24 protein-coding genes, 1 tRNA gene and 6 pseudogenes are annotated in these 17860 nt (G+C 43.8%); 27 read left to right on the top strand and 4 right to left on the bottom strand.

Annotated features, from left to right (window positions below; genetic code table 11):
• The first annotated feature begins 39 nt into the window (after window positions 1–39).
• On the top strand, window positions 40–873 hold the full coding sequence (locus E3U36_RS02860; RefSeq protein ID WP_180817508.1) for an N-acetylmuramoyl-L-alanine amidase: 834 nt from the start codon (window positions 40–42) through the stop codon (window positions 871–873).
• Window positions 874–1301: 428 nt separating this feature from the next.
• Here E3U36_RS02860 and E3U36_RS02855 read toward each other — a convergent pair whose 3' ends face one another.
• On the bottom strand, window positions 1302–2225 hold the full coding sequence (locus tag E3U36_RS02855; protein ID WP_180817035.1) for an IS5 family transposase: 924 nt from the start codon (window positions 2223–2225) through the stop codon (window positions 1302–1304).
• 458 nt (window positions 2226–2683) lie between these two features.
• Between E3U36_RS02855 and E3U36_RS02850 the strand changes: the two are divergent.
• Window positions 2684–2973: pseudogene (locus tag E3U36_RS02850) on the top strand (tyrosine-type recombinase/integrase); the annotation flags it as partial.
• 28 nt (window positions 2974–3001) lie between these two features.
• Here E3U36_RS02850 and E3U36_RS02845 read toward each other — a convergent pair.
• A tRNA-Ser gene (locus E3U36_RS02845) sits at window positions 3002–3082 on the bottom strand.
• Between the two features lie 222 nt (window positions 3083–3304).
• On the opposite strand from E3U36_RS02845, the pseudogene E3U36_RS02840 reads away from it, so the two are divergent.
• The 7 genes and pseudogenes from E3U36_RS02840 (at window position 3305) to E3U36_RS02810 (ending at window position 7618) form a co-directional block, all read left to right on the top strand.
• Window positions 3305–4254: pseudogene (locus E3U36_RS02840) on the top strand (Rpn family recombination-promoting nuclease/putative transposase).
• A 146-nt stretch (window positions 4255–4400) separates the two neighbouring features.
• Window positions 4401–5444: pseudogene (locus E3U36_RS02835) on the top strand (IS481 family transposase); the annotation flags it as partial.
• Between the two features lie 268 nt (window positions 5445–5712).
• Window positions 5713–6000 carry a hypothetical protein gene (locus E3U36_RS02830; RefSeq protein ID WP_180817034.1) on the top strand — a complete coding sequence of 96 codons (288 nt, stop codon included), beginning with the start codon at window positions 5713–5715 and terminating at the stop codon, window positions 5998–6000.
• On the top strand, window positions 5997–6323 hold the full coding sequence (locus E3U36_RS02825; RefSeq protein ID WP_180817033.1) for a YqaJ viral recombinase family protein: 327 nt from the start codon (window positions 5997–5999) through the stop codon (window positions 6321–6323). The genes E3U36_RS02830 and E3U36_RS02825 overlap by 4 nt, the downstream gene beginning before the upstream one ends.
• A gap of 56 nt (window positions 6324–6379) precedes the next feature.
• Window positions 6380–6616, top strand: a complete 237-nt coding sequence (locus tag E3U36_RS02820; RefSeq protein ID WP_180817032.1) for a hypothetical protein — start codon at window positions 6380–6382, stop codon at window positions 6614–6616.
• 10 nt (window positions 6617–6626) lie between these two features.
• Window positions 6627–7220 (top strand): ERF family protein, encoded by a 594-nt coding sequence (locus tag E3U36_RS02815; RefSeq protein ID WP_180817507.1) that lies wholly within the window; start codon window positions 6627–6629, stop codon window positions 7218–7220.
• On the top strand, window positions 7217–7618 hold the full coding sequence (locus E3U36_RS02810) for a single-stranded DNA-binding protein (RefSeq protein ID WP_180817031.1): 402 nt from the start codon (window positions 7217–7219) through the stop codon (window positions 7616–7618). The genes E3U36_RS02815 and E3U36_RS02810 overlap by 4 nt, the downstream gene beginning before the upstream one ends.
• 8 nt (window positions 7619–7626) lie before the next feature.
• On the opposite strand, the gene E3U36_RS02805 is transcribed toward E3U36_RS02810, so the two are convergent.
• Window positions 7627–7947, bottom strand: a complete 321-nt coding sequence (locus E3U36_RS02805) for a CCDC90 family protein (protein WP_180817030.1) — start codon at window positions 7945–7947, stop codon at window positions 7627–7629.
• Between the two features lie 116 nt (window positions 7948–8063).
• Here E3U36_RS02805 and E3U36_RS12460 point away from each other — a divergent pair, with 116 nt between their 5' ends.
• The 13 genes and pseudogenes from E3U36_RS12460 to E3U36_RS02745 all read left to right on the top strand — a co-directional run bounded on the left by E3U36_RS12460 (window position 8064) and on the right by E3U36_RS02745 (window position 15108).
• Window positions 8064–8474 (top strand): BRO-N domain-containing protein, encoded by a 411-nt coding sequence (locus tag E3U36_RS12460; protein WP_238337496.1) that lies wholly within the window; start codon window positions 8064–8066, stop codon window positions 8472–8474.
• Between the two features lie 36 nt (window positions 8475–8510).
• Window positions 8511–8873, top strand: coding sequence for a hypothetical protein (locus E3U36_RS12455; RefSeq protein WP_238337495.1), 363 nt, complete (start codon window positions 8511–8513; stop codon window positions 8871–8873).
• A 247-nt stretch (window positions 8874–9120) separates the two neighbouring features.
• Window positions 9121–9345 carry a hypothetical protein gene (locus E3U36_RS02795; protein ID WP_180817029.1) on the top strand — a complete coding sequence of 75 codons (225 nt, stop codon included), beginning with the start codon at window positions 9121–9123 and terminating at the stop codon, window positions 9343–9345.
• Between the two features lies 1 nt (window position 9346).
• Window positions 9347–9640, top strand: a complete 294-nt coding sequence (locus tag E3U36_RS02790) for a derepression protein (RefSeq protein ID WP_180817028.1) — start codon at window positions 9347–9349, stop codon at window positions 9638–9640.
• The gene (locus E3U36_RS02785; RefSeq protein WP_180817027.1) at window positions 9633–9971 is read left to right on the top strand and encodes a replication protein; all 339 of its coding nucleotides are present in this window, start codon (window positions 9633–9635) and stop codon (window positions 9969–9971) included. The genes E3U36_RS02790 and E3U36_RS02785 overlap by 8 nt, the downstream gene beginning before the upstream one ends.
• A 142-nt stretch (window positions 9972–10113) precedes the next feature.
• Window positions 10114–10578 (top strand): phage replication initiator YdaU family protein, encoded by a 465-nt coding sequence (locus tag E3U36_RS02780; protein WP_180817026.1) that lies wholly within the window; start codon window positions 10114–10116, stop codon window positions 10576–10578.
• On the top strand, window positions 10575–11426 hold the full coding sequence (locus E3U36_RS02775) for an ATP-binding protein (protein WP_180817025.1): 852 nt from the start codon (window positions 10575–10577) through the stop codon (window positions 11424–11426). The genes E3U36_RS02780 and E3U36_RS02775 overlap by 4 nt, the downstream gene beginning before the upstream one ends.
• Window positions 11427–11584: 158 nt before the next feature.
• Complete coding sequence (locus E3U36_RS02770; RefSeq protein ID WP_180817024.1) at window positions 11585–11818, top strand: hypothetical protein; 234 nt, start codon at window positions 11585–11587, stop codon at window positions 11816–11818.
• A 2-nt stretch (window positions 11819–11820) separates the two neighbouring features.
• A pseudogene (locus tag E3U36_RS02765) lies at window positions 11821–11982 on the top strand (DNA N-6-adenine-methyltransferase); the annotation flags it as partial.
• Window positions 11983–12080: 98 nt separating this feature from the next.
• A pseudogene (gene istA, locus E3U36_RS02760) lies at window positions 12081–13574 on the top strand (IS21 family transposase).
• A complete protein-coding gene (gene istB, locus E3U36_RS02755; protein ID WP_180817023.1) occupies window positions 13571–14329 on the top strand; it encodes an IS21-like element helper ATPase IstB in 759 nt (252 codons plus the stop codon). Before istA ends, istB begins: the two are co-directional and overlap by 4 nt.
• A 120-nt stretch (window positions 14330–14449) precedes the next feature.
• Entirely contained in the window at window positions 14450–14743 is a 294-nt protein-coding gene (locus E3U36_RS02750) for a DNA N-6-adenine-methyltransferase (protein ID WP_439647272.1), read from the top strand.
• On the top strand, window positions 14743–15108 hold the full coding sequence (locus E3U36_RS02745; RefSeq protein ID WP_180817022.1) for a RusA family crossover junction endodeoxyribonuclease: 366 nt from the start codon (window positions 14743–14745) through the stop codon (window positions 15106–15108). The genes E3U36_RS02750 and E3U36_RS02745 overlap by 1 nt, the downstream gene beginning before the upstream one ends.
• Window positions 15109–15145: 37 nt before the next feature.
• Here E3U36_RS02745 and E3U36_RS02740 read toward each other — a convergent pair whose 3' ends face one another.
• Window positions 15146–15283 carry a hypothetical protein gene (locus E3U36_RS02740; RefSeq protein ID WP_180817021.1) on the bottom strand — a complete coding sequence of 46 codons (138 nt, stop codon included), beginning with the start codon at window positions 15281–15283 and terminating at the stop codon, window positions 15146–15148.
• On the opposite strand from E3U36_RS02740, the gene E3U36_RS02735 reads away from it, so the two are divergent.
• The 5 genes and pseudogenes from E3U36_RS02735 (at window position 15277) to E3U36_RS02715 (ending at window position 17847) form a co-directional block, all read left to right on the top strand.
• Window positions 15277–16200, top strand: coding sequence for an IS5 family transposase (locus E3U36_RS02735; protein ID WP_180816040.1), 924 nt, complete (start codon window positions 15277–15279; stop codon window positions 16198–16200). The genes E3U36_RS02740 and E3U36_RS02735 overlap by 7 nt on opposite strands.
• On the top strand, window positions 16197–16400 hold the full coding sequence (locus E3U36_RS02730; protein WP_439647288.1) for a phage holin family protein: 204 nt from the start codon (window positions 16197–16199) through the stop codon (window positions 16398–16400). The genes E3U36_RS02735 and E3U36_RS02730 overlap by 4 nt, the downstream gene beginning before the upstream one ends.
• A gap of 19 nt (window positions 16401–16419) precedes the next feature.
• Entirely contained in the window at window positions 16420–16656 is a 237-nt protein-coding gene (locus E3U36_RS02725; RefSeq protein WP_180817020.1) for a hypothetical protein, read from the top strand.
• Complete coding sequence (locus E3U36_RS02720) at window positions 16656–17153, top strand: lysozyme (RefSeq protein WP_180817019.1); 498 nt, start codon at window positions 16656–16658, stop codon at window positions 17151–17153. The genes E3U36_RS02725 and E3U36_RS02720 overlap by 1 nt, the downstream gene beginning before the upstream one ends.
• Before the next feature lie 166 nt (window positions 17154–17319).
• Window positions 17320–17847: pseudogene (locus tag E3U36_RS02715) on the top strand (phage antirepressor N-terminal domain-containing protein).
• The last annotated feature ends 13 nt before the right edge of the window (window positions 17848–17860 follow it).

The following is a 17860-nucleotide window of genomic DNA, read 5'->3' as shown; positions in this document are numbered from 1 at the left end:
GTGAATTTATTATTAATCAAACACTTATATGGAGATGATATGCGAAAGTTGTTTATGATGTTATTGGTGCTAATGATAGAGGGTTGTTCTTCTAAAACCCCTATCGTTGATAGAGGTAATTATTATATCGATAAATCTTTTTCATCGATAAGCCAAGATGATCGAGTTCAATTTTTAATATTTCATTATACTGCAGTAAATGATGCTCGCTCATTGCAAATTTTAACTCAAGCTAAAGTAAGTGCCCATTATCTTATTCCGTCAATTCCGAAAATAAAAAATGATAAACCCGTTATATATAACTTTGTTCCGGAGGATAAAAGAGCATGGCATGCAGGATTAAGTAATTGGAACGGGAGGCTTAATCTTAATGATAGCTCTATTGGCGTCGAAATAGTCAATAAAGGGTTTACTGAAGATATGCTTGGCGATAAGGTTTGGTATCCTTTTAATGAACAGCAAATTTCCGCTATTATTGTTTTAGCTAAAGATATCATAAAACGATATAATATAACTCCCGATAATGTCTTAGCCCATAGTGATATTGCTCCATTGAGAAAGTATGATCCAGGTAAACTTTTCCCGTGGAAACGTTTAGCTGAGCTTGGTATTGGAGCTTGGCCGGATGAGATGACGGTTAAGAAATATCTGGTAGGGCGAGCAGCTTATGCGCCGGCTAGTGTGTCAGTTGTTCAAAAATATTTGCAGAAATATGGTTATGATAAAATTCCACAATCAGGTGAACTTGATGAGGAAACACGCAGAACCATTAGTGCATTTCAGCTTCACTTTCGACCAGCTGATATAAGTGGTAATGCAGATGATGAAACAGAAGCTATTGCTCGTGCATTGGTTGAAAAATATAGGAGTTAGAGTCGTTAATGGTTACCAATCATTAACGGTTTGATATAACGTAATTATATTTTATAAATTAAGCCCCTAACAATTGAATATTCATTGAGTCGGGTTTTTTTATAATCAATAGAGATAAATTGGCTGTATTCAATGTGCTTAATACCAGGTTGTCATTTAGTAGATTGGTTATTAAAAAAGCATTTTTATTATATAATAATAATCATCAATTCTGACTAGATTTCCCCTAAAAATGGTTTCTATGTTTTCTTATATTTACAGGTTTTTTCAAAGCCTGCATCTTCTAAATATTAACTAACACTGCTAATAAATTTTATGGATAAAATAAATATTCATAACAGTAATTTATTTTTAATTTATTATAATGATAACGGCTTTGTTGAATAAATCAGAATTAGCCGACAGGATGGCTCCCTCTGCTACACCTGTTATCCGATCCTGACGCTGTGTGGCATACCCAACAACGTCATACGGTTCAGCGCTTTGACCATCGCCATTACTTCACCTACCTGAGCCTCATAGTCACGCCGGCTCAGATGGCCACCCAGCAAAGTTTTTATGCGGAACATCGCTGTTTCTGCCACTGAACGCCGGTGATAACCCACTTTCTTTTTCCACATATCATTACTCCTGCTCAGACGCTGATTCGCCACCGCATGGTTACGTTCATGGTACTTGTCCGGCCAGTATTTCGCTCCGCTTCGCGGCGGGATAAGGGGCCTGATTTTCTTTCTTAGCAACGCGTCGTGGCAGTAACAGGCGTCATAAGCACCGTCTGCTGACACTTCCCTGATTTTCCGGTGGGTTTGGTTAATCAGGCCCGGCAGTGCCTGCGCATCTGTCGTTCCGCTGAGCGATAAGTCGGCACAGATAATCTCATGAGTCACACTGTCTGCTGCCAGATGAAGCTTGCGCCACACTCTTCGTCTGTCAGCCCCATGCTGCCTGACTTTCCATTCACCTTCGCCAAAGACCTTCAGACCGGTACTGTCGATGACCAGATGCGAGATTTCACCACGCGTTGGCGTTTTTATGCTGATGTTGACGCTCTTTGCTCGTCTGCTGACCAGCGAGTAGTCCGGACAGCACAGCGGCAAAGACATGAGTTTAAAAATCGAATCAACGAAGCCCTGTAATGCCCGTAGCGACAGGTTAAACACACGCTTCATCATCAGGACAGTGGTAACAGCCATATCGCTGTAGTAAAGCGGCCGGCCACGACCTTCAGGCGAAGAACTGTCAGTCCATCCAGCGATGGCCGACTCATCAAGCCAGACCGTCAGGGAACCGCGTTGTCTGAGTGCCTTGTTGTACGCGGGCCAGTTGGTAATTTTAAACTTTTGCTTTGCCATGGGGACCTGATGTTGAAACGAATTTAGCGATCAGCTCCGCCAATCACCTAAAAGTTCGATTTATTCAACAAAGCCTTTATTAATCACACATATTATTAATCACACATATTATTAATCACACATATTATTAAACTTACATGCTAACTTGGCAAAAATTAAAATAACCAACTATCAATTTCGCTGAGTATCAGCAATAGTAAAACTGCTCTCTCAGCGTTCTATAATATCAATTCAATTAACTTTCATATGAAAGTGTAAAATTACTGCCAACAACAATAAAACCTAACAATATCCAATACATTAATATCACTTTAAAACTAGGCGTTACATTCTTTCGACCTCTACCAATAGATTTAATTAAATTTTTTATTGTCTTTTTTCCATTCTGCACAAATAGCCAGCTGAAAAGTATTTTTACAGTTGATTAAAAATCAAGTGAGCACAGCGACTACTTTTGGATGAGGGTTGATTCTAACACTGCCTGGAGAACCGCACTAAACCGAACCGGTATAGAAAACTTTCGCTTTCATGATCTTAGAAATACTTGGGCCAGCTGGTTAATTCAGTCAGGTGTTCCGCTTTCAGTATTACAAGAGATGGGGGTTGGGAATCTATCGAGATGGTACGTAGGTACGCTCACCTAGCGCCTAATCATCTCACTGAACATGCAAAACAAATCGACGATGTTTTCAATAAATGCAAAAATCGTGTCCCAAATTTGTCCCACTTAAAAAAACTGAAAAGTTAAATTTGATGTAACCCATTGAAATAACTGTTACGCCCTACAGGATTCGAACCTGTGACCTACGGCTTAAAAGATAGTAGGTACATTTCTAAGTTATTGTAAATAAAGGCCTAATCTGCATTCACAAATGGCAAAAGTGGCAAGTTGTGACACTCTAATGACACTATTGTGGCACTCCAGTGACGTCACTAATATGGCACTATGAGAAATCAGTAAGAATAGAAGTTGCTATTGCAATAATTTATAAAATCATGATTTTTTATCGTAAACTTACTTGGTGATTATATACATTATTTCAATGGTTAAATTTTGATGGTCACGATATACTGCCCGAATGACAAAATCTTCACTATCCCAACATGACTCGCTATTCAAAATAGTTCCTTGGCGATATTGCTGTAGCAAGGGATTTTTTGGAAGTACATTTGCCTCCTCATCTGCGGGAGCGCTGCGATTTCAGCACTCTGACGATGGAGTCAGGTAGCTTTATCGAAGACGACTTGCGCACTCAGTGTTCAGATATGCTTTACTCGATAAAGACTACGACGGGCCACGATGGTTACGTTTATTGTCTTGTCGAGCACCAGAGCCGCCCTGAAAAGCTAATGGCGTTTCGCCTGATGCGGTATGCGGTATGCGGTATGCGGTATGCGGTATGCGGTAGCGGCGATGCAGCGGCATATTGAGCAAGGTAACAACACATTGCCGGTAGTGATCCCAATCTTGTTCTATCAAGGTGTTACGTCCCCTTACCCTTATAGCACGCACTTCCTGGACTGTTTTGCTGATCCAGAATTGGCAGCTACAGTGTATCAGCAAGCCTTTCCGCTGGTTGATATCACCACGATACCGGATGAGGAGATCCTGACGCACCGCCGGGTAGCACTCCTGCAACTGGTACAAAAACACATACGAACGCGCGATATGTTGGAACTGGCTGTAGAATTAGCTAATCTAATAGAAAAATGGCAGTATTCCAAAGAACAATGCAAGAGTTTATTATATTATATAGCTCAGGCAGGAAATACGATTGACGGCGAGGGATTCATACGTACCCTTGCAGAAAAGGCACCGACTTACCGGGAGGATTTTATGACTATTGCAGAACAGCTTGAAGCTAAAGGTCGCGAGAAAGGCAAACATGAAGGCTACCAGCTAGGCCGACAGGATGGGGTTAAAGAAGCTATTCGCCAACTGGCAAAACAGCTTATATCTGATGGTGTAGCGCGAGAAAATATTAAACGCTATACAAGTCTTTCAGATAGTGAACTAGATAAACTATGAGGCAAGAAGCTAGCTTGCCTCTAGCTTATAGATAAATTTCAATATAAAACGATAGCTTATTAATGTGTATTAGTCTTAACTTAATCTGACAATTCTGATTTAAAAAAGAAAGTTACCGGTTTTAATTAACATCATTAGATAATTAAATAAAAGGTAATTTTAGGTATCAAACAAATAATCCTATCATCAAACATAAAGTCGGCTTACTTAACCTTGCTGAAGAGCTTCATAACGTGTCAAAAGCCTGTAAGATTATGGGAGTATCCCGAGATACTTTTTATCGCTATCAGGAACTTGTTGACGAGGGTGGGATAGACGCCTTAATTAATCAAAATCGACGGGTACCTAACGTAAAAAACAGAGTAGATGAACAGATTGAACGGGCTGTGGTTGAGTATGCGATTGAATACCATGCACACGGTCAACACCGCAGCAGTAATGAACTCAGAAAAAAAGCCATTTTTGTTTCGGGCAGTGGCGTTCGCTCTATCTGGCTACGCCATAATCTCGAAAATTTCACAAAACGCCTAAAAGCGCTTGAAGATAAAATCGCAACAGAAGGAATTATCCTGTCAGAATCACAAATCAGCGCCCTCGAAAAGAAAGCGAAAGATGATGAAGCCTGTGGTGAGATTGAAACAGCGCATCCAGGTTATCTGGGTTCACAAGATACTTTTTATGTTGGTCATTTAAAAGGCATTGGTCGTGTTTATCAACAAACTTATATTGATACTTACAGTAAAGTGGTTCACTGTAAACTTTACACAACGAAAAGCACGATAACGGCGGCAGATTTATTAAATGACAAGGTTCTGCCTTTCTACACCCAGCATGGATTACCGATATTACGTATATTGACGGACAGAGGCAGTGAGTATTGCGGTAAAGTTGAGCATCACGATTATCAACTTTATCTGGCTATCAACGATATTGATCATACAAAAACCAAAGCCCGTTCACCTCAAACCAATGGAATTTGTGAACGCTTTCATAAAACCGTATTACAAGAGTTCTATCAGGTGGCTTTTCGTAAGAAAATCTACGGTAATTCAGCCGAATTACAAGCTGATTTAGACAAATGGTTAGACGACTACAATAACCAACGCACTCATCAAGGAAAAATGTGTTGCGGTCTAGCTCCTATGGCAACTTTATTTGATGGAAAACAACTTTGGAGAGAAAAAGAAATTTGTATCGAAGATGCGGAAGATTTGTACGAATCTTTGCGTGACGGTGATTTTGCAAAATTACTTACTCAAAAAACTATGGGCTGTCGATATCAAGCATGGAAATTGGCATTAGAAAAATACTCTAATCTTAAGTTATTACCATTCGAGTTAGTGAATTTAGCTGCACAATACGAATATGTCATGAGAAATGATGACATAAGCTACAAAGTAGCTGAATAAGCAATGTAAGCTAGGATTAATAAACACTATCGCCGAAGAAGGAAGCAGTATGGACATTCAAACTGAAAATGAAATTCTTCGCGCACTGAAAAAATTAACGGTTGAGGAAAAGGAATTTTGTCAGCCTGGCGGGGAATATTTATACGAAAGTTTAAGCAACGCTTATCTTGCTCAAAAACTCGCCGATGCAAATAAAGGCGATGAATACGCCGCATGGTTACTGGCACAGGAAACTACCGACGGATTCGATGAAGTCTTGTACGATGTTACCCAGAAAGTCGAACAAATTTTATATTTGATGCGATGCCGTGATGCTTACTACGAGGTGCCAGCATGATGCTGTGGCATGACGTAAAACAAAATACGGAAGCGTGGAATGAACTGAGAACAGGAAAAGTGACTGCGTCTCAATTTGGCTGTTTCATGGCGAACATGGGAAAAGCTTTTGGTGAACCGGCAAAACGATATGCACTACAAATTGCTCTTGAGATTATCAAAGGCAAAAAGTCCGAATTTAGCTTCACTAATGAGCATATGCAGCGCGGTCATGAACAAGAGCCAATGGCTAGAATGCTCTATGAGATTGAGAGGAGTGTTGATGTCACCAATGGCGGATTTTTCGACCTCGTGATTATGGCGATAGTCCAGACGGCCTTGTAGAAAACGATGGCGTTATCGAAATCAAGTCCGTTACCTCTGCGGTGCATTTTGAAACATTGAAACGCAAAACGTTTGACCCTGCTTACAAGTGGCAATTGATAGGCCACCTTGATTGTACAGCGCGTGATTGGGTAGATTTTGTTAGCTACTGCACTGATTTTACAGAAGACAAACAGCTCATTATTTATCGTCTAGCGAGAAAAGACTGTCAAGACGAGATAGATAAACTTCGCGTGAGACGAAAGGATTTTCTCAATTTAATAGAGGATACAATCGATGTCATCATCCAATAATGTGATTGATTTGGAGAAAGCATTTCATGCAAAAATCAGAGAAATACAGCGGGATTTGAACGCGCCAAAAAGCGAGTGGAACAGCTTTGCAAAATATAAATACAGAACCTGTGAAGGCATTCTTGAAGCTGTTAAACCGCTACTCTTAAAGTGTCAATTAGATATCAAAATAGATGATGAAATTACCTATATTGGCAATCGCCATTATGTGAAATCAAAGGCAACATTAACAGATGGGCAATTTACGTTTTCGGCAACGTCTTCTGCTCGTGAGCCGGAACAGAAAAAAGGATTTGATGAGTCGCAGTTAACGGGCGCAACCATTTCATACGCCAGAAAATATGCGTTAAACGGACTGTTTGCTATTGATGACGCTAAAGATGCGGATACGAACGAATATTCACAACAAAAACAGAGTATACCCATTAAAGTAAGCTCATACGAAATTTTGAAAAATTTCACTGATGGAGCAATGCACGCTAATTCTTATGAAGAGTTGAAAATGTCGTTCAGATATGCCTTTAAGAATTTGTCTGGCGAACATCAGAAGAAAGCAAAACAAGTTTACGACCTGCGTAAATCAGAACTGGAACAGAAAAAATGAGCATAAACACGGTGATATTTTCCGGCAATCTTGGCGGTGACTGTACGACACGCAGCACTACAAGCGGCAAGTTGATTGCCACATTCTCTTTACCTGTCAAGCAAGGATACGGCGAGCATGAGAAAACCTTTTGGGTGCAGTGTCGAATGTTTGGTGCCAAAGCTGAAAAGTTACCCATTTATCTGACACGAGGAACCAAGGTTACTGTTATCGGGCAATTTTTGCTCGAAAGTTGGACGGGTAAAGATGGTACAGAAAAAACAACCGCTGTTGTTCTGGTTAACGAGATTGATTTTTCTAGCAGACAAGAAAATCAGCCTCAGCAACCGCAACCGTTACTCAGTCAAACTAGAAATGTAACGTCAGAACAATTTTATGACGACGAGATCCCCTTTTGAAGGCGAATTTAGTGAACAAGTTTTAGAATTGCTGTAAGTGCACCTACTGCGAGAATTAACATACCACCTAATCGGACTGTCAATTGTAAACCAAGTTTATCAAAACGATTTTCCATATCTTTACGAACATCCAGTATTTGAGCTTCAACTTTCTCAAAACGATGTTCTATATCCTTACGTAAATCTTCAAGGTCACGTTTGGTAGCAAGGTCTGCTACTTCATGTGATTTACGCACAACAAGGGATATTGCCTTAGCCTGATCCTTCGGCAACCCTGCGTTTTCGAGTGTCTCGACGAATTCTTGAGTATCAAATGCAACTTGACCCATTTAGGAATCTCCTATTTTTTCTTTAGTTTAAACTCTTTTAGGGTCAACAAGCAAAATTTTACAAGTAGCTCGGTAATAGACTTTTACAAAATTCATTTAATAGTGAAGAAATTATTATGACCAAAATGACCAAAATGACCAGAATCACCAAAACACAACTCATGCTCTTTAAGTCTGCTAATGCAGATATGGAGTTACAAGGGACGCTTTACCAAGGCAAGCCAGTGTTCTTTGCGGTCGAGCTGGCGAAGGCGCTGGGCTACACAAATCCTTCTAAAGCACTAGCTGATCACTGTAAACATCTGATAAGGCTTGATTATAACGAATCGTTAGAATTGAATTTAGGCGTTTATCCCAAGGGCGTAGCACTTGCGCCAGAATCCGATCTCTACCGGCTGATACTGAAAAGCAAACTCCCCTCTGCTGAACGGGTTCACGATTGGGTATGCGAAGAGGTGTTACCGACATTACGTCAACAGGGTTGCTATAGCATGAAAACGGCCCACCGTGACGAAGGTAGCGGCTAACCGGAGTACCGTAAGGCACGAGCCATGCAAATCCAGATGGAGATAGCCGAAAAGACCTTCCAGTGGGCCACAGGTCTTTCTGACGCTGCCCGTCAAACCGTGATTGCTGGACTGATTAACCCTATCGCGGGTAGTGAAGTTATCCCCCTGCCTGTACTTGAAAAGCAGAGCTATACCGCAACGCAAATCGGCAAGATGTTCAATGTTTCAGCTAACAAGATTGGTCGGATTGCCAACGACAACAACATGAAAACTGATTCATACGGTGAGTACTACCTGGACAAGTCACGCTATAGTACTAAACAGGTTGAATCCTTTCGTTACAACGATAAAGCGCTTAAAAAATTCAACGACATACTCATTGCTGAGCAGGAAGCAACGACGAGCGAACTCGTTTGACGGCAAGGATAAAAATGAGCTATATTGTCCCCAGCACCTTAAGAAACGGGTGCCGGGTTTGACATCCCAAATTGTAGAGCGGATATGAGCCGCGGTACGCGGTTTTTTTACGTCCGTTATAACCAGCGTTGCGCCCCTATAATGGTGAGGCGTAGCGGGGGAGCCGTAAAGCTCGCCGGGTTCTCTACTACCGGTATGTCAACCCTGTTACGTCTCGCCACCCCGTTTGACATCGGGTTGGTGAGGTTTGAAAGAACTTAGTAGAGAGGCAACCTCTATGGTTACTATCCCAACCCAAACTCACCCTGAATTTATTGATACCTACTGGATTATCCCAGAATACGCCACTACGCCTTACGGCAAAGTGTCGTTTACACGTCAAGATCGCCGCACCTTCAACTCAATGTTCAAAGATAGCCGCCTAATCTGGGCTGGCCGTCAACCTGTGCGTACTGGCATGGAGGGAAATTAACATGAGAATTGTTGATATCTCCAGTGCTCAGAAGGAAAAAATAAGACCAGAAATTAGTTACGAAAGCCACACCAGACTTATTAGAGCGATGGCAGTAGCGGGATATATTTACGAGCACATAAACAAACACTCCTGTGAACATGAGCCAATGCCTTGGCTTCCTGAAATTATTGATTACTTACGAGAAGATATTAGTTGCATTTTTAAGGAAATCGACCAATGGGAGTTGAAAGATAGTTTATCAAAAGTCGATTTAATTAAAGAAAATAATTTACAGGAGCCACGTCATGACTAACGTTACCTATGCCTATTTTAAATCAAAAGATGAAGAGCAAGCGCTTCTCATGACTGGAAACGATATTGGATTTACTAAATGGGATAATGAGCTAAAAGAAGCATTACTACGTGCCCCTATTACATTTCGTCAATATAAAATATTTGACGCAATTCACAGAATGACTATTGGCTGGGGTAAAGATTTTGACCGCATAACAGACATGCAAATTAGCCGAATGACAGGGATTGAACGTGTTAACGTCAATAAAGCTAAATCTGAAATGATTAAACTAGGCTTGCTATTAATGCAAGGGTCAAAAATAGGCGTGAATCAAGATGTTCAATCGTAGAATTTCACCTCAAATGTGGCTGAATCAACCCAGCATCAAAACAACCACGCCGTGGCCAAATCAACCACAGAAAAACCTCAAATTGTGGTCTAATCAACACTGTATCAAAACAACCACAGTGTAGCTAAATCAACCACAAAAAGTGGGGCCAAATCAACCACATCTTTGTGGTCAAATCAACCACACCAAAGAAAGGAAAGAAAGTAAAGAAAATATATTAAAACATAAACCACCCCAAACCCCTCCTTTGGCGAAATCAAAATCGTTTGACCCAAGCTCGGTAGAACTTCCCACTTGGCTACCAAAACCAACCTGGGATTCGTGGGTGCAGTACCGCAAAGAAATCAACAAGCCGATTAAATACCAGCAGACGGTAACTCAGGCTATCAAGTTGCTAGGCAAGTGCCGAGACAATGGTCATCAGCCTGAAGAAATTATTAACGCCAGTATCGCCAACGGTTGGCAAGGACTATTCCAACCACAGCAACCTGCACGACCCCAGCAGGCCAAGGCCCACTCTGTCGCAGATAGCTTTGCTGACAAGGACTATGGGGAACCGCAGCTACCTGATTGGGCGAGGGAGTGTCTATCGAGGGAGGGGCTATGAACTACAGCGCAGAAATTACAACCGTGCGTCAAAAACTGGCAGACCTGAATGCACCACCCAAGCCACTAGAGCACACGGTTTTCGAGGAGAAGGAGGCCATCTGTGACAGGCACGGATTATTCAAACAACGTTGCCGCAGGATGGCACTGCACGGCAAAGGAATTGAAACAAGAAGCGAATGCCCTGCTTGCCTGAGCGAAAAATTAACCCAGTTGGAGCAAGCCGAAGCAGAGCAGGAAAAACACCGCAAGCGTAGCAAGATTAAAATGCTCATGGATAACCTGAACTTGCCGGAACGCTTTGCCAATGTGACCCTGGATAACTACGATCCAGTGAATCCTGATGCGGCACGTTGCTTAAAATTCTGCAATGCCTATGCCACCCATTGGCCTGAACGCCTTAAGCGAGGCGGCGGTTTGGTGATGTGTGGTAAGCCAGGTACAGGAAAAAATCATCTGGCACTGTCGATTGCGAAACACGTTATCAACGAACATCAAAGTTCAGCGCTATTCACGACAGTTTTGCGAATTGCCCGCGAGTTTAAATCAACATGGAGCAAAAACGCAGAATGTTCAGAAGCTGAGGTTATCAAGCGGTATACGCAACCTGACTTGCTCATCATCGACGAGGTAGGAGTTCAGTTTGGTAGCGAGGCGGAAAAAATGATTTTGTTCGAGGTCATTAACACGCGCTACGAAGCGATGAAACCGACTATACTCATCAGCAATCTGGCATTGAACGAACTGGCCGGATTTATCGGGGAGCGCGTTATCGACCGTATGAACGACGGTGGCGGTTGCACGTTGACATTCACGTGGAGCAGTTACCGTTCCCACATGGCTGCATAAACTCAGACATCAACCAAAAATCAATTTTAACAGTGCTAAACGCCCGTAGAGGCGTTTTCACTCTCTACAATACCCCAAACCTTACCACCTCATCGATAAAAGCGCTCATAGTGGCGTAAGAGTGGGATTTGTTAAATTTTCAAGAGTAGTAAAATAATATGCTCAAAAAAAGCTGGTTTCGACATGAAGCCATTAGTACAAAACAAGCCAATAGGCTGGTTAAGCAATACATGGAGAAGGGCTATCATGTTGAGAAAACATTGAATACTGATAAAAAACTGTGGGATGTTTCGGTGAAACTTGAAGAAAGCCGTAAAAATAAACCTACGCCACGCTGCATGATTAACCAAGTTTGTAATTCTCCATTATACAAAAATCCCACAGTGGTTTAAATATGCTAATCAGTCATACACCAAAGTCTTTCAAAGACAGGTGGCAGACGCCTATTGAAGTATTTAAAGCGCTGGATGCCGAATTTGCTTTTAAACTAGATGCTGCCGCCGATAAAAGCAACGCGCTATGCAAAGAATTTTTAATTGAACAGCACGACGCACTAACATGAGTATCTGACGACAATTAATCTGGCCGGTACGCGACAATTATTTTGGCCGGTTTGTAATCTGAGATCACAACCAATCACATTGTGGAGATGTTGTGGCTCTCACCAACAAACAGGTCCATCTCTATATGAAAAATCGCAAAAAAGGCGCGACTCAGGAGGTTGCTGCCGCCAAAAGCAGTATCTCTGTGCGCTAGGCACGAAGGATCGATAAAGGTCAACACTAGCCCGTTGGCCGTCATCACTGGCGAACTCGCAAAGATCCACTAGAAACTATCTAGCAAAGTGTTCTTGAACCTATGCTGAAACAGCAACCGGCACTGACACCAATCACCGTTCTGTAGCATCTCCAAGAGATATATCCAGGGCAGTACCCCGATTCGATCTTGCGCACGCTGCAACGCCGCATCAGGACCTGGAAAAGTCAGTACGGTGGTGAAAAAGAAGTCATGTTTATTCAAGATCACCAACCAGGGGCGCGGGCGTTCGTCGATTTCACTGAACTTAAAGGTGTTGAGGTGACTATCAACGGCCAGCCGCTTCAGCATCGACTGTTCCACTTCCGGCTGCCCTGGAGTCACTGGAGCTGGATGAGCGTCGTTCTCGGTGGGGAAAGCTATAGCGCACTGGTTGAAGGGGTGCAGAATGCCCTGCATCAGCTGGGTGGTGTTCCGGCAGAGATCCGTACCGACAGCCTGTCAGCGGCCTGGCGGTCGCTGACAGAAAGTGCTCGAGCGCAGCAGACGGCGCGGTATGCCGCCTTCTTCGAACACTATAGCGTATTGGCATCGCACAATAATCTGGGCAAGGGCCATGAAAATGGCGCTGTCGAGTCGGCGCACGGTCATCTCAAGCGCCGGATCAGTCAAGCGTTACTCCTGCGCGGAAATGCTGATTTTACCAGTGTCGACGAGTATCGAAGTTTTATCACCACGCAAGTGCTTCGCCATAACCAACGCCATGCTCAGGCGGTATTGCAAGAAAGGCAATACCTCAAGGCATTGCCGATGAAACGCTGTGCAGATTATGAAGAACTCCTGGTCCGTGTATCGGCCAGCAGCACGGCAACGGTGAAACTGGTGGTGTACAGCGTGCCGTCACGGTTGATTGGTTTGATGCTGAAGGTTCATCTGTGGGACGACAGGCTGAGTTTTTACAACGGAAGCACTGAAGTCCATCAATGCGCACGGGTCAGACCGGAGAAAGGCAAACGGCGGACGAGAAGCATCGATTTTCGACACATGCTGGATAGCCTGGGCAGAAAGCCGAATGCGTTATACCACGCATCATTGCGTGAAGATATTCTACCCGATACACGCTGGAGTGAGTTATGGCGTGTCTTGTGCACCCGTGCGGCACCGGGCCTGGCTTGCCGGATAATCGTACAGGCACTGAAGATGGCGGCAGAGCATGATGATATAGACGGTACCCGTAAAAAGCTGGCGCAATTGTTGAAATCAACCAACGAACTTACGTTGAATGAGGTGCAACGTCAGCTCGGGGTGCCCATCCAGTCAACGGTCTCACAGCCTGTCACTCAGCATAAACTCTCTGATTATGAAAAAATCGTCGAGGAAACCACGCGATGACAGATATCAGCACATTGGAGAAGTTGCTGCGGGAGCTGCGGTTATCAAAAATGGCCGTGGAATGGCATCAGCTAGAAAAGGCAGCGCTGTCGCAGTGTTGGAGTCCATCGAGATACTTGCTAGTGCTGTGCGCGGAAGAAACAGGGCACAGAACACCGGAACGTCGCAAACGTTATCTAAAAGAAGCACGTCTGCCGACTGGAAAATCACTTGAGGAATATGACTTCCGGCAGGTGCCAGAGTTGAACAGCGGTCAGTTCCGGCAACTCTGTGAGAGTAATGATTGGGTAGCGTCAGGAGAAAACATATTGCTATTTGGCGCCAGCGGTCTGGGAAAAAGTCATCTGGCGGCAGCAGTTGCAGAAGCGCAGGTGCTGCTGGGGCACCGAGTGAGGTTTTACAGTGCCGCGGAACTTCTACAGCAGCTACAACTCGCTCGCTCAATGCTGAAGCTAAATGAGACCTTGATGAAATTGGATCGGTATCGAGTCTTAGTGATCGACGACCTGTGGTACGTAAAACGTGATAACGCCGAGACGGGGGTGTTGTTCGAGCTGATCGCGCATCGATACGAGAATGGAAGTCTGATCATCACAAGCAATCATGGGTTCAGTGCATGGGGAGAAATCTTCGTGGATGAAACAATGGCGGTCGCTGCAGTAGATCGTCTTATACATCATGGTTATCTATTTGAACTAAGAGGGGAAAGCTATAGAAAGAAGATGGCAAGGGTAAAAATCGGCGCGGCATCATAATGCCGTAGTAAAAGCGGCCATTTTAATTGTCGCCAACCGGCCAAAGTAATTGACGCGAGATAAACATGCGACTGGAATAGCGACGGAGCCATTTTCTGTAATCCACCATACAGCAATATTATGCCTTGGGTTAATAAAGCCTCTGAACAATACAGAAAGCAGAATCAAACGATAGTAATGTTACTCCCTTCCGATACGTCTACGGCATGGTTTCAGGAAGCGATGAAAACTTCTCATGAAGCGCGATTTATCACTGAGGGGCGATTGTCATTTATCTCTGCCGAAACTGGGAAAGAAGGAAAGGCGGGTAATAGCAAGGGGAGCGTATTGTTCATCTGGCGACCGTGGAGAAGACTTGGGTGCAGGATGACGTATGTACAAAGAAAAGAATTATTAAAAAAAAGGTGTGAATAGTGATAATCGAACTCCCATTCCCGCCCAGCGTTAATACTTATTGGCGACATAACTCAAAACGAACTTACCTCAGTGATAAAGCAAAAGAATTCAAAGCAACAACCGCAAAAATTGTCAACGAGATGCGCCAGAAATCTGATTGTCAAAAATTTGAAGGGGAAGTCTCCGTATTGATGCAACTCTATCTACCCAACAAAATAAAGCGTGATGTGGACAATTATTCCAAAGGCGTACTCGATTCTTTAACCGGGGCGGACATTTGGAACGATGATAGCCAGGTTCGCGTGATGAGCGTTGAGAAAATCGATAACAACGGCGGTGTAAAAGGCGGCAAGTGTGTCGTCATTATTGATAAGTATTGTTAACCATTGACATCCTACCAAACTAAATAAATAAAACTATCTATGAATAACATTGAAAAATACACAACGGGCACGGCCTATGGTGCCAGCGCGACGGGCTTTGTTGAATAAATCGAACTTTTAGGTGATTGGCGGAGCTGATCGCTAAATTCGTTTCAACATCAGGTCCCCATGGCAAAGCAAAAGTTTAAAATTACCAACTGGCCCGCGTACAACAAGGCACTCAGACAACGCGGTTCCCTGACGGTCTGGCTTGATGAGTCGGCCATCGCTGGATGGACTGACAGTTCTTCGCCTGAAGGTCGTGGCCGGCCGCTTTACTACAGCGATATGGCTGTTACCACTGTCCTGATGATGAAGCGTGTGTTTAACCTGTCGCTCCGGGCATTACAGGGCTTCGTTGATTCGATTTTTAAACTCATGTCTTTGCCGCTGTGCTGTCCGGACTACTCGCTGGTCAGCAGACGAGCAAAGAGCGTCAACATCAGCATAAAAACGCCAACGCGTGGTGAAATCTCGCATCTGGTCATCGACAGTACCGGTCTGAAGGTCTTTGGCGAAGGTGAATGGAAAGTCAGGCAGCATGGGGCTGACAGACGAAGAGTGTGGCGCAAGCTTCATCTGGCAGCAGACAGTGTGACTCATGAGATTATCTGTGCCGACTTATCGCTCAGCGGAACGACAGATGCGCAGGCACTGCCGGGCCTGATTAACCAAACCCACCGGAAAATCAGGGAAGTGTCAGCAGACGGTGCTTATGACGCCTGTTACTGCCACGATGCGTTGCTAAGAAAGAAAATCAGGCCCCTTATCCCGCCGCGAAGCGGAGCGAAATACTGGCCGGACAAGTACCATGAACGTAACCATGCGGTGGCGAATCAGCGTCTGAGCAGGAGTAATGATATGTGGAAAAAGAAAGTGGGTTATCACCGGCGTTCAGTGGCAGAAACAGCGATGTTCCGCATAAAAACTTTGCTGGGTGGCCATCTGAGGCTGCGTGACTATGAGGCTCAGGTAGGTGAAGCAATGGCGATGGTCAAAGCGCTGAACCGTATGACGTTGTTGGGTATGCCACACAGCGTCAGGATCGGATAACAGCTGTAGCAGAGGGAGCCATCCTGGCGGCTAATTCTGATTTATTCAACAAAGCCAGCGCGACGACGTTCCTGTGTGGTGCGCTATCGCTGAGCGAGTGGGCGCTGGTTACGGGTATTATCTGTTCAGTGCTGACCGTTGGGCTGAACTGGTACTACCGGCACAAGGAATACTGTTTTAAGACGAAACATGAAAAATAATAACAATAAAGAGGACGTGATGATGAGTAAGGAATTAAAACTTAACTTACATCCTTCAAACGAAAACCCCAGCAAGTCCTCAAAGGCTGAGCAGTATCTTATTACCAATAATGCAGCCTATTACAATGTCTTGGTCAGTGTTATTGCGGAAAGTGGGGATTTTCTCTACTTTCAAGGTTGGGATAACGGTCAGTATGAAACGTTCACACCCGATAGGTACCAATACTGGGCTGAACTACCGATCGGATTACTATAATGTCTCTCGAACTTCGTAAACGATTAATAACAGTGACGGCAGGCGGCGTATTGGCACTTGCTACTGTCCTGGTGCAGTGGCACGAAGGTAAGCGCTATAAGCCCTATCATGATGGTGGTGGTGTGCTCACTGTTTGTCACGGTCATACGGGCAAGGACGTTACGACAGGGAAAATTTATAGCAAAGAAGAATGCAACGCGTTAATGATACAGGATTTGCTGGTAGCACGTGCCACTGTTGAACGTTATGTCACTGTTCAGCTTACCGATTTGCAAAAAGCCGCCTTGACTTCATTTGTTTACAATATCGGCAGTGGGGCATTTGCCAATTCAACGCTGCTTAAAAAGTTGAACGCCGGAGATATTCAAGGCGCTTGTGACCAGATGCGCCGATGGAAATATGATGAAGGAAAGGTATCAAAAGGGCTGATTAACCGCAGAGAGGTAAAACGGGAAATTTGTTTAAATCCAAATGCACTAATCATTCCAACTCAATGATCCTTGGTTATCGTTCAAGGCTTTTCTATACACCCCGCTGCGTAAAGAATCACATCGAACCTGAACCATTTGAAATGAGCCTTTGAGGAAGTCGGTTAGTGCTGGCGAGCCTCGATGGACTGATTTCCTGTGCGGCAAAGGTTCATTTCAAATTAAGGAAAACGTAATGAACACAATCACTGTTCCTTTTCATGGCAACGCACTGTATATCGTTAACCACAACGGAGAACCGTATACCCCGATGAAACCTATTGTTGAGGGCATGGAGATGGATTGGGCATCTCAATTTACAAAGTTAAAACAACGATTTAATACAACCATTGCGGAAATCACAATGGTTGCAGAAGACGGTAGAACACGAAAGATGCTTTGCCTTCCGCTTCGGAAACTTGCTGGTTGGCTTCAAACAATTAACCCCAACAAGGTCAAGCATGAAATCCGTGACAAAGTCGTTCAGTACCAAGAGGAGTGTGATGACGTACTCTATGAATACTGGACTAAAGGACAAGTTGTCAATCCTCGTAAACGCAGCATCATGCAGGAACTTAATACAGCATGTGCTGAATTAAAAACTGATAAGGCGATTGCTAGCTTATTCGGTACCTGATTGAGTGAATGGAAAAATATTAAGGCAGCACATACGAAGAAGGTTAAGGGGTTAATTGAAGAAGCTCAATTGTTGTTAACTTTTTAAGGAAGCACAGTAG

Origin of the sequence: Arsenophonus endosymbiont of Aphis craccivora (assembly GCF_013460135.1) — a bacterium.
In the GTDB taxonomy this organism is placed as follows: Bacteria; Pseudomonadota; Gammaproteobacteria; order Enterobacterales; family Enterobacteriaceae; genus Arsenophonus; species Arsenophonus nilaparvatae.
The sequence above is the reverse complement of the archived record's forward strand: the minus strand, read 5'-3'. Positions and strand labels throughout refer to the sequence as shown.

Excerpts from the sequence above, each read along its gene's own strand:
- E3U36_RS02860 (WP_180817508.1), top strand. The coding sequence starts at position 40 with ATGCGAAAGTTGTTTATGATGTTATTGGTGCTAATGATAGAGGGTTGT.
- E3U36_RS02855 (WP_180817035.1), bottom strand. The coding sequence starts at position 2,225 with ATGGCAAAGCAAAAGTTTAAAATTACCAACTGGCCCGCGTACAACAAG.
- E3U36_RS02830 (WP_180817034.1), top strand. The coding sequence starts at position 5,713 with ATGGACATTCAAACTGAAAATGAAATTCTTCGCGCACTGAAAAAATTA.
- E3U36_RS02825 (WP_180817033.1), top strand. The coding sequence starts at position 5,997 with ATGATGCTGTGGCATGACGTAAAACAAAATACGGAAGCGTGGAATGAA.
- E3U36_RS02810 (WP_180817031.1), top strand. The coding sequence starts at position 7,217 with ATGAGCATAAACACGGTGATATTTTCCGGCAATCTTGGCGGTGACTGT.
- E3U36_RS02805 (WP_180817030.1), bottom strand. The coding sequence starts at position 7,947 with ATGGGTCAAGTTGCATTTGATACTCAAGAATTCGTCGAGACACTCGAA.
- E3U36_RS12460 (WP_238337496.1), top strand. The coding sequence starts at position 8,064 with ATGACCAAAATGACCAAAATGACCAGAATCACCAAAACACAACTCATG.
- E3U36_RS12455 (WP_238337495.1), top strand. The coding sequence starts at position 8,511 with ATGGAGATAGCCGAAAAGACCTTCCAGTGGGCCACAGGTCTTTCTGAC.
- E3U36_RS02790 (WP_180817028.1), top strand. The coding sequence starts at position 9,347 with ATGAGAATTGTTGATATCTCCAGTGCTCAGAAGGAAAAAATAAGACCA.
- E3U36_RS02785 (WP_180817027.1), top strand. The coding sequence starts at position 9,633 with ATGACTAACGTTACCTATGCCTATTTTAAATCAAAAGATGAAGAGCAA.
- E3U36_RS02775 (WP_180817025.1), top strand. The coding sequence starts at position 10,575 with ATGAACTACAGCGCAGAAATTACAACCGTGCGTCAAAAACTGGCAGAC.
- E3U36_RS02770 (WP_180817024.1), top strand. The coding sequence starts at position 11,585 with ATGCTCAAAAAAAGCTGGTTTCGACATGAAGCCATTAGTACAAAACAA.
- istB (WP_180817023.1), top strand. The coding sequence starts at position 13,571 with ATGACAGATATCAGCACATTGGAGAAGTTGCTGCGGGAGCTGCGGTTA.
- E3U36_RS02750 (WP_439647272.1), top strand. The coding sequence starts at position 14,450 with ATGCCTTGGGTTAATAAAGCCTCTGAACAATACAGAAAGCAGAATCAA.
- E3U36_RS02735 (WP_180816040.1), top strand. The coding sequence starts at position 15,277 with ATGGCAAAGCAAAAGTTTAAAATTACCAACTGGCCCGCGTACAACAAG.
- E3U36_RS02725 (WP_180817020.1), top strand. The coding sequence starts at position 16,420 with ATGATGAGTAAGGAATTAAAACTTAACTTACATCCTTCAAACGAAAAC.
- E3U36_RS02720 (WP_180817019.1), top strand. The coding sequence starts at position 16,656 with ATGTCTCTCGAACTTCGTAAACGATTAATAACAGTGACGGCAGGCGGC.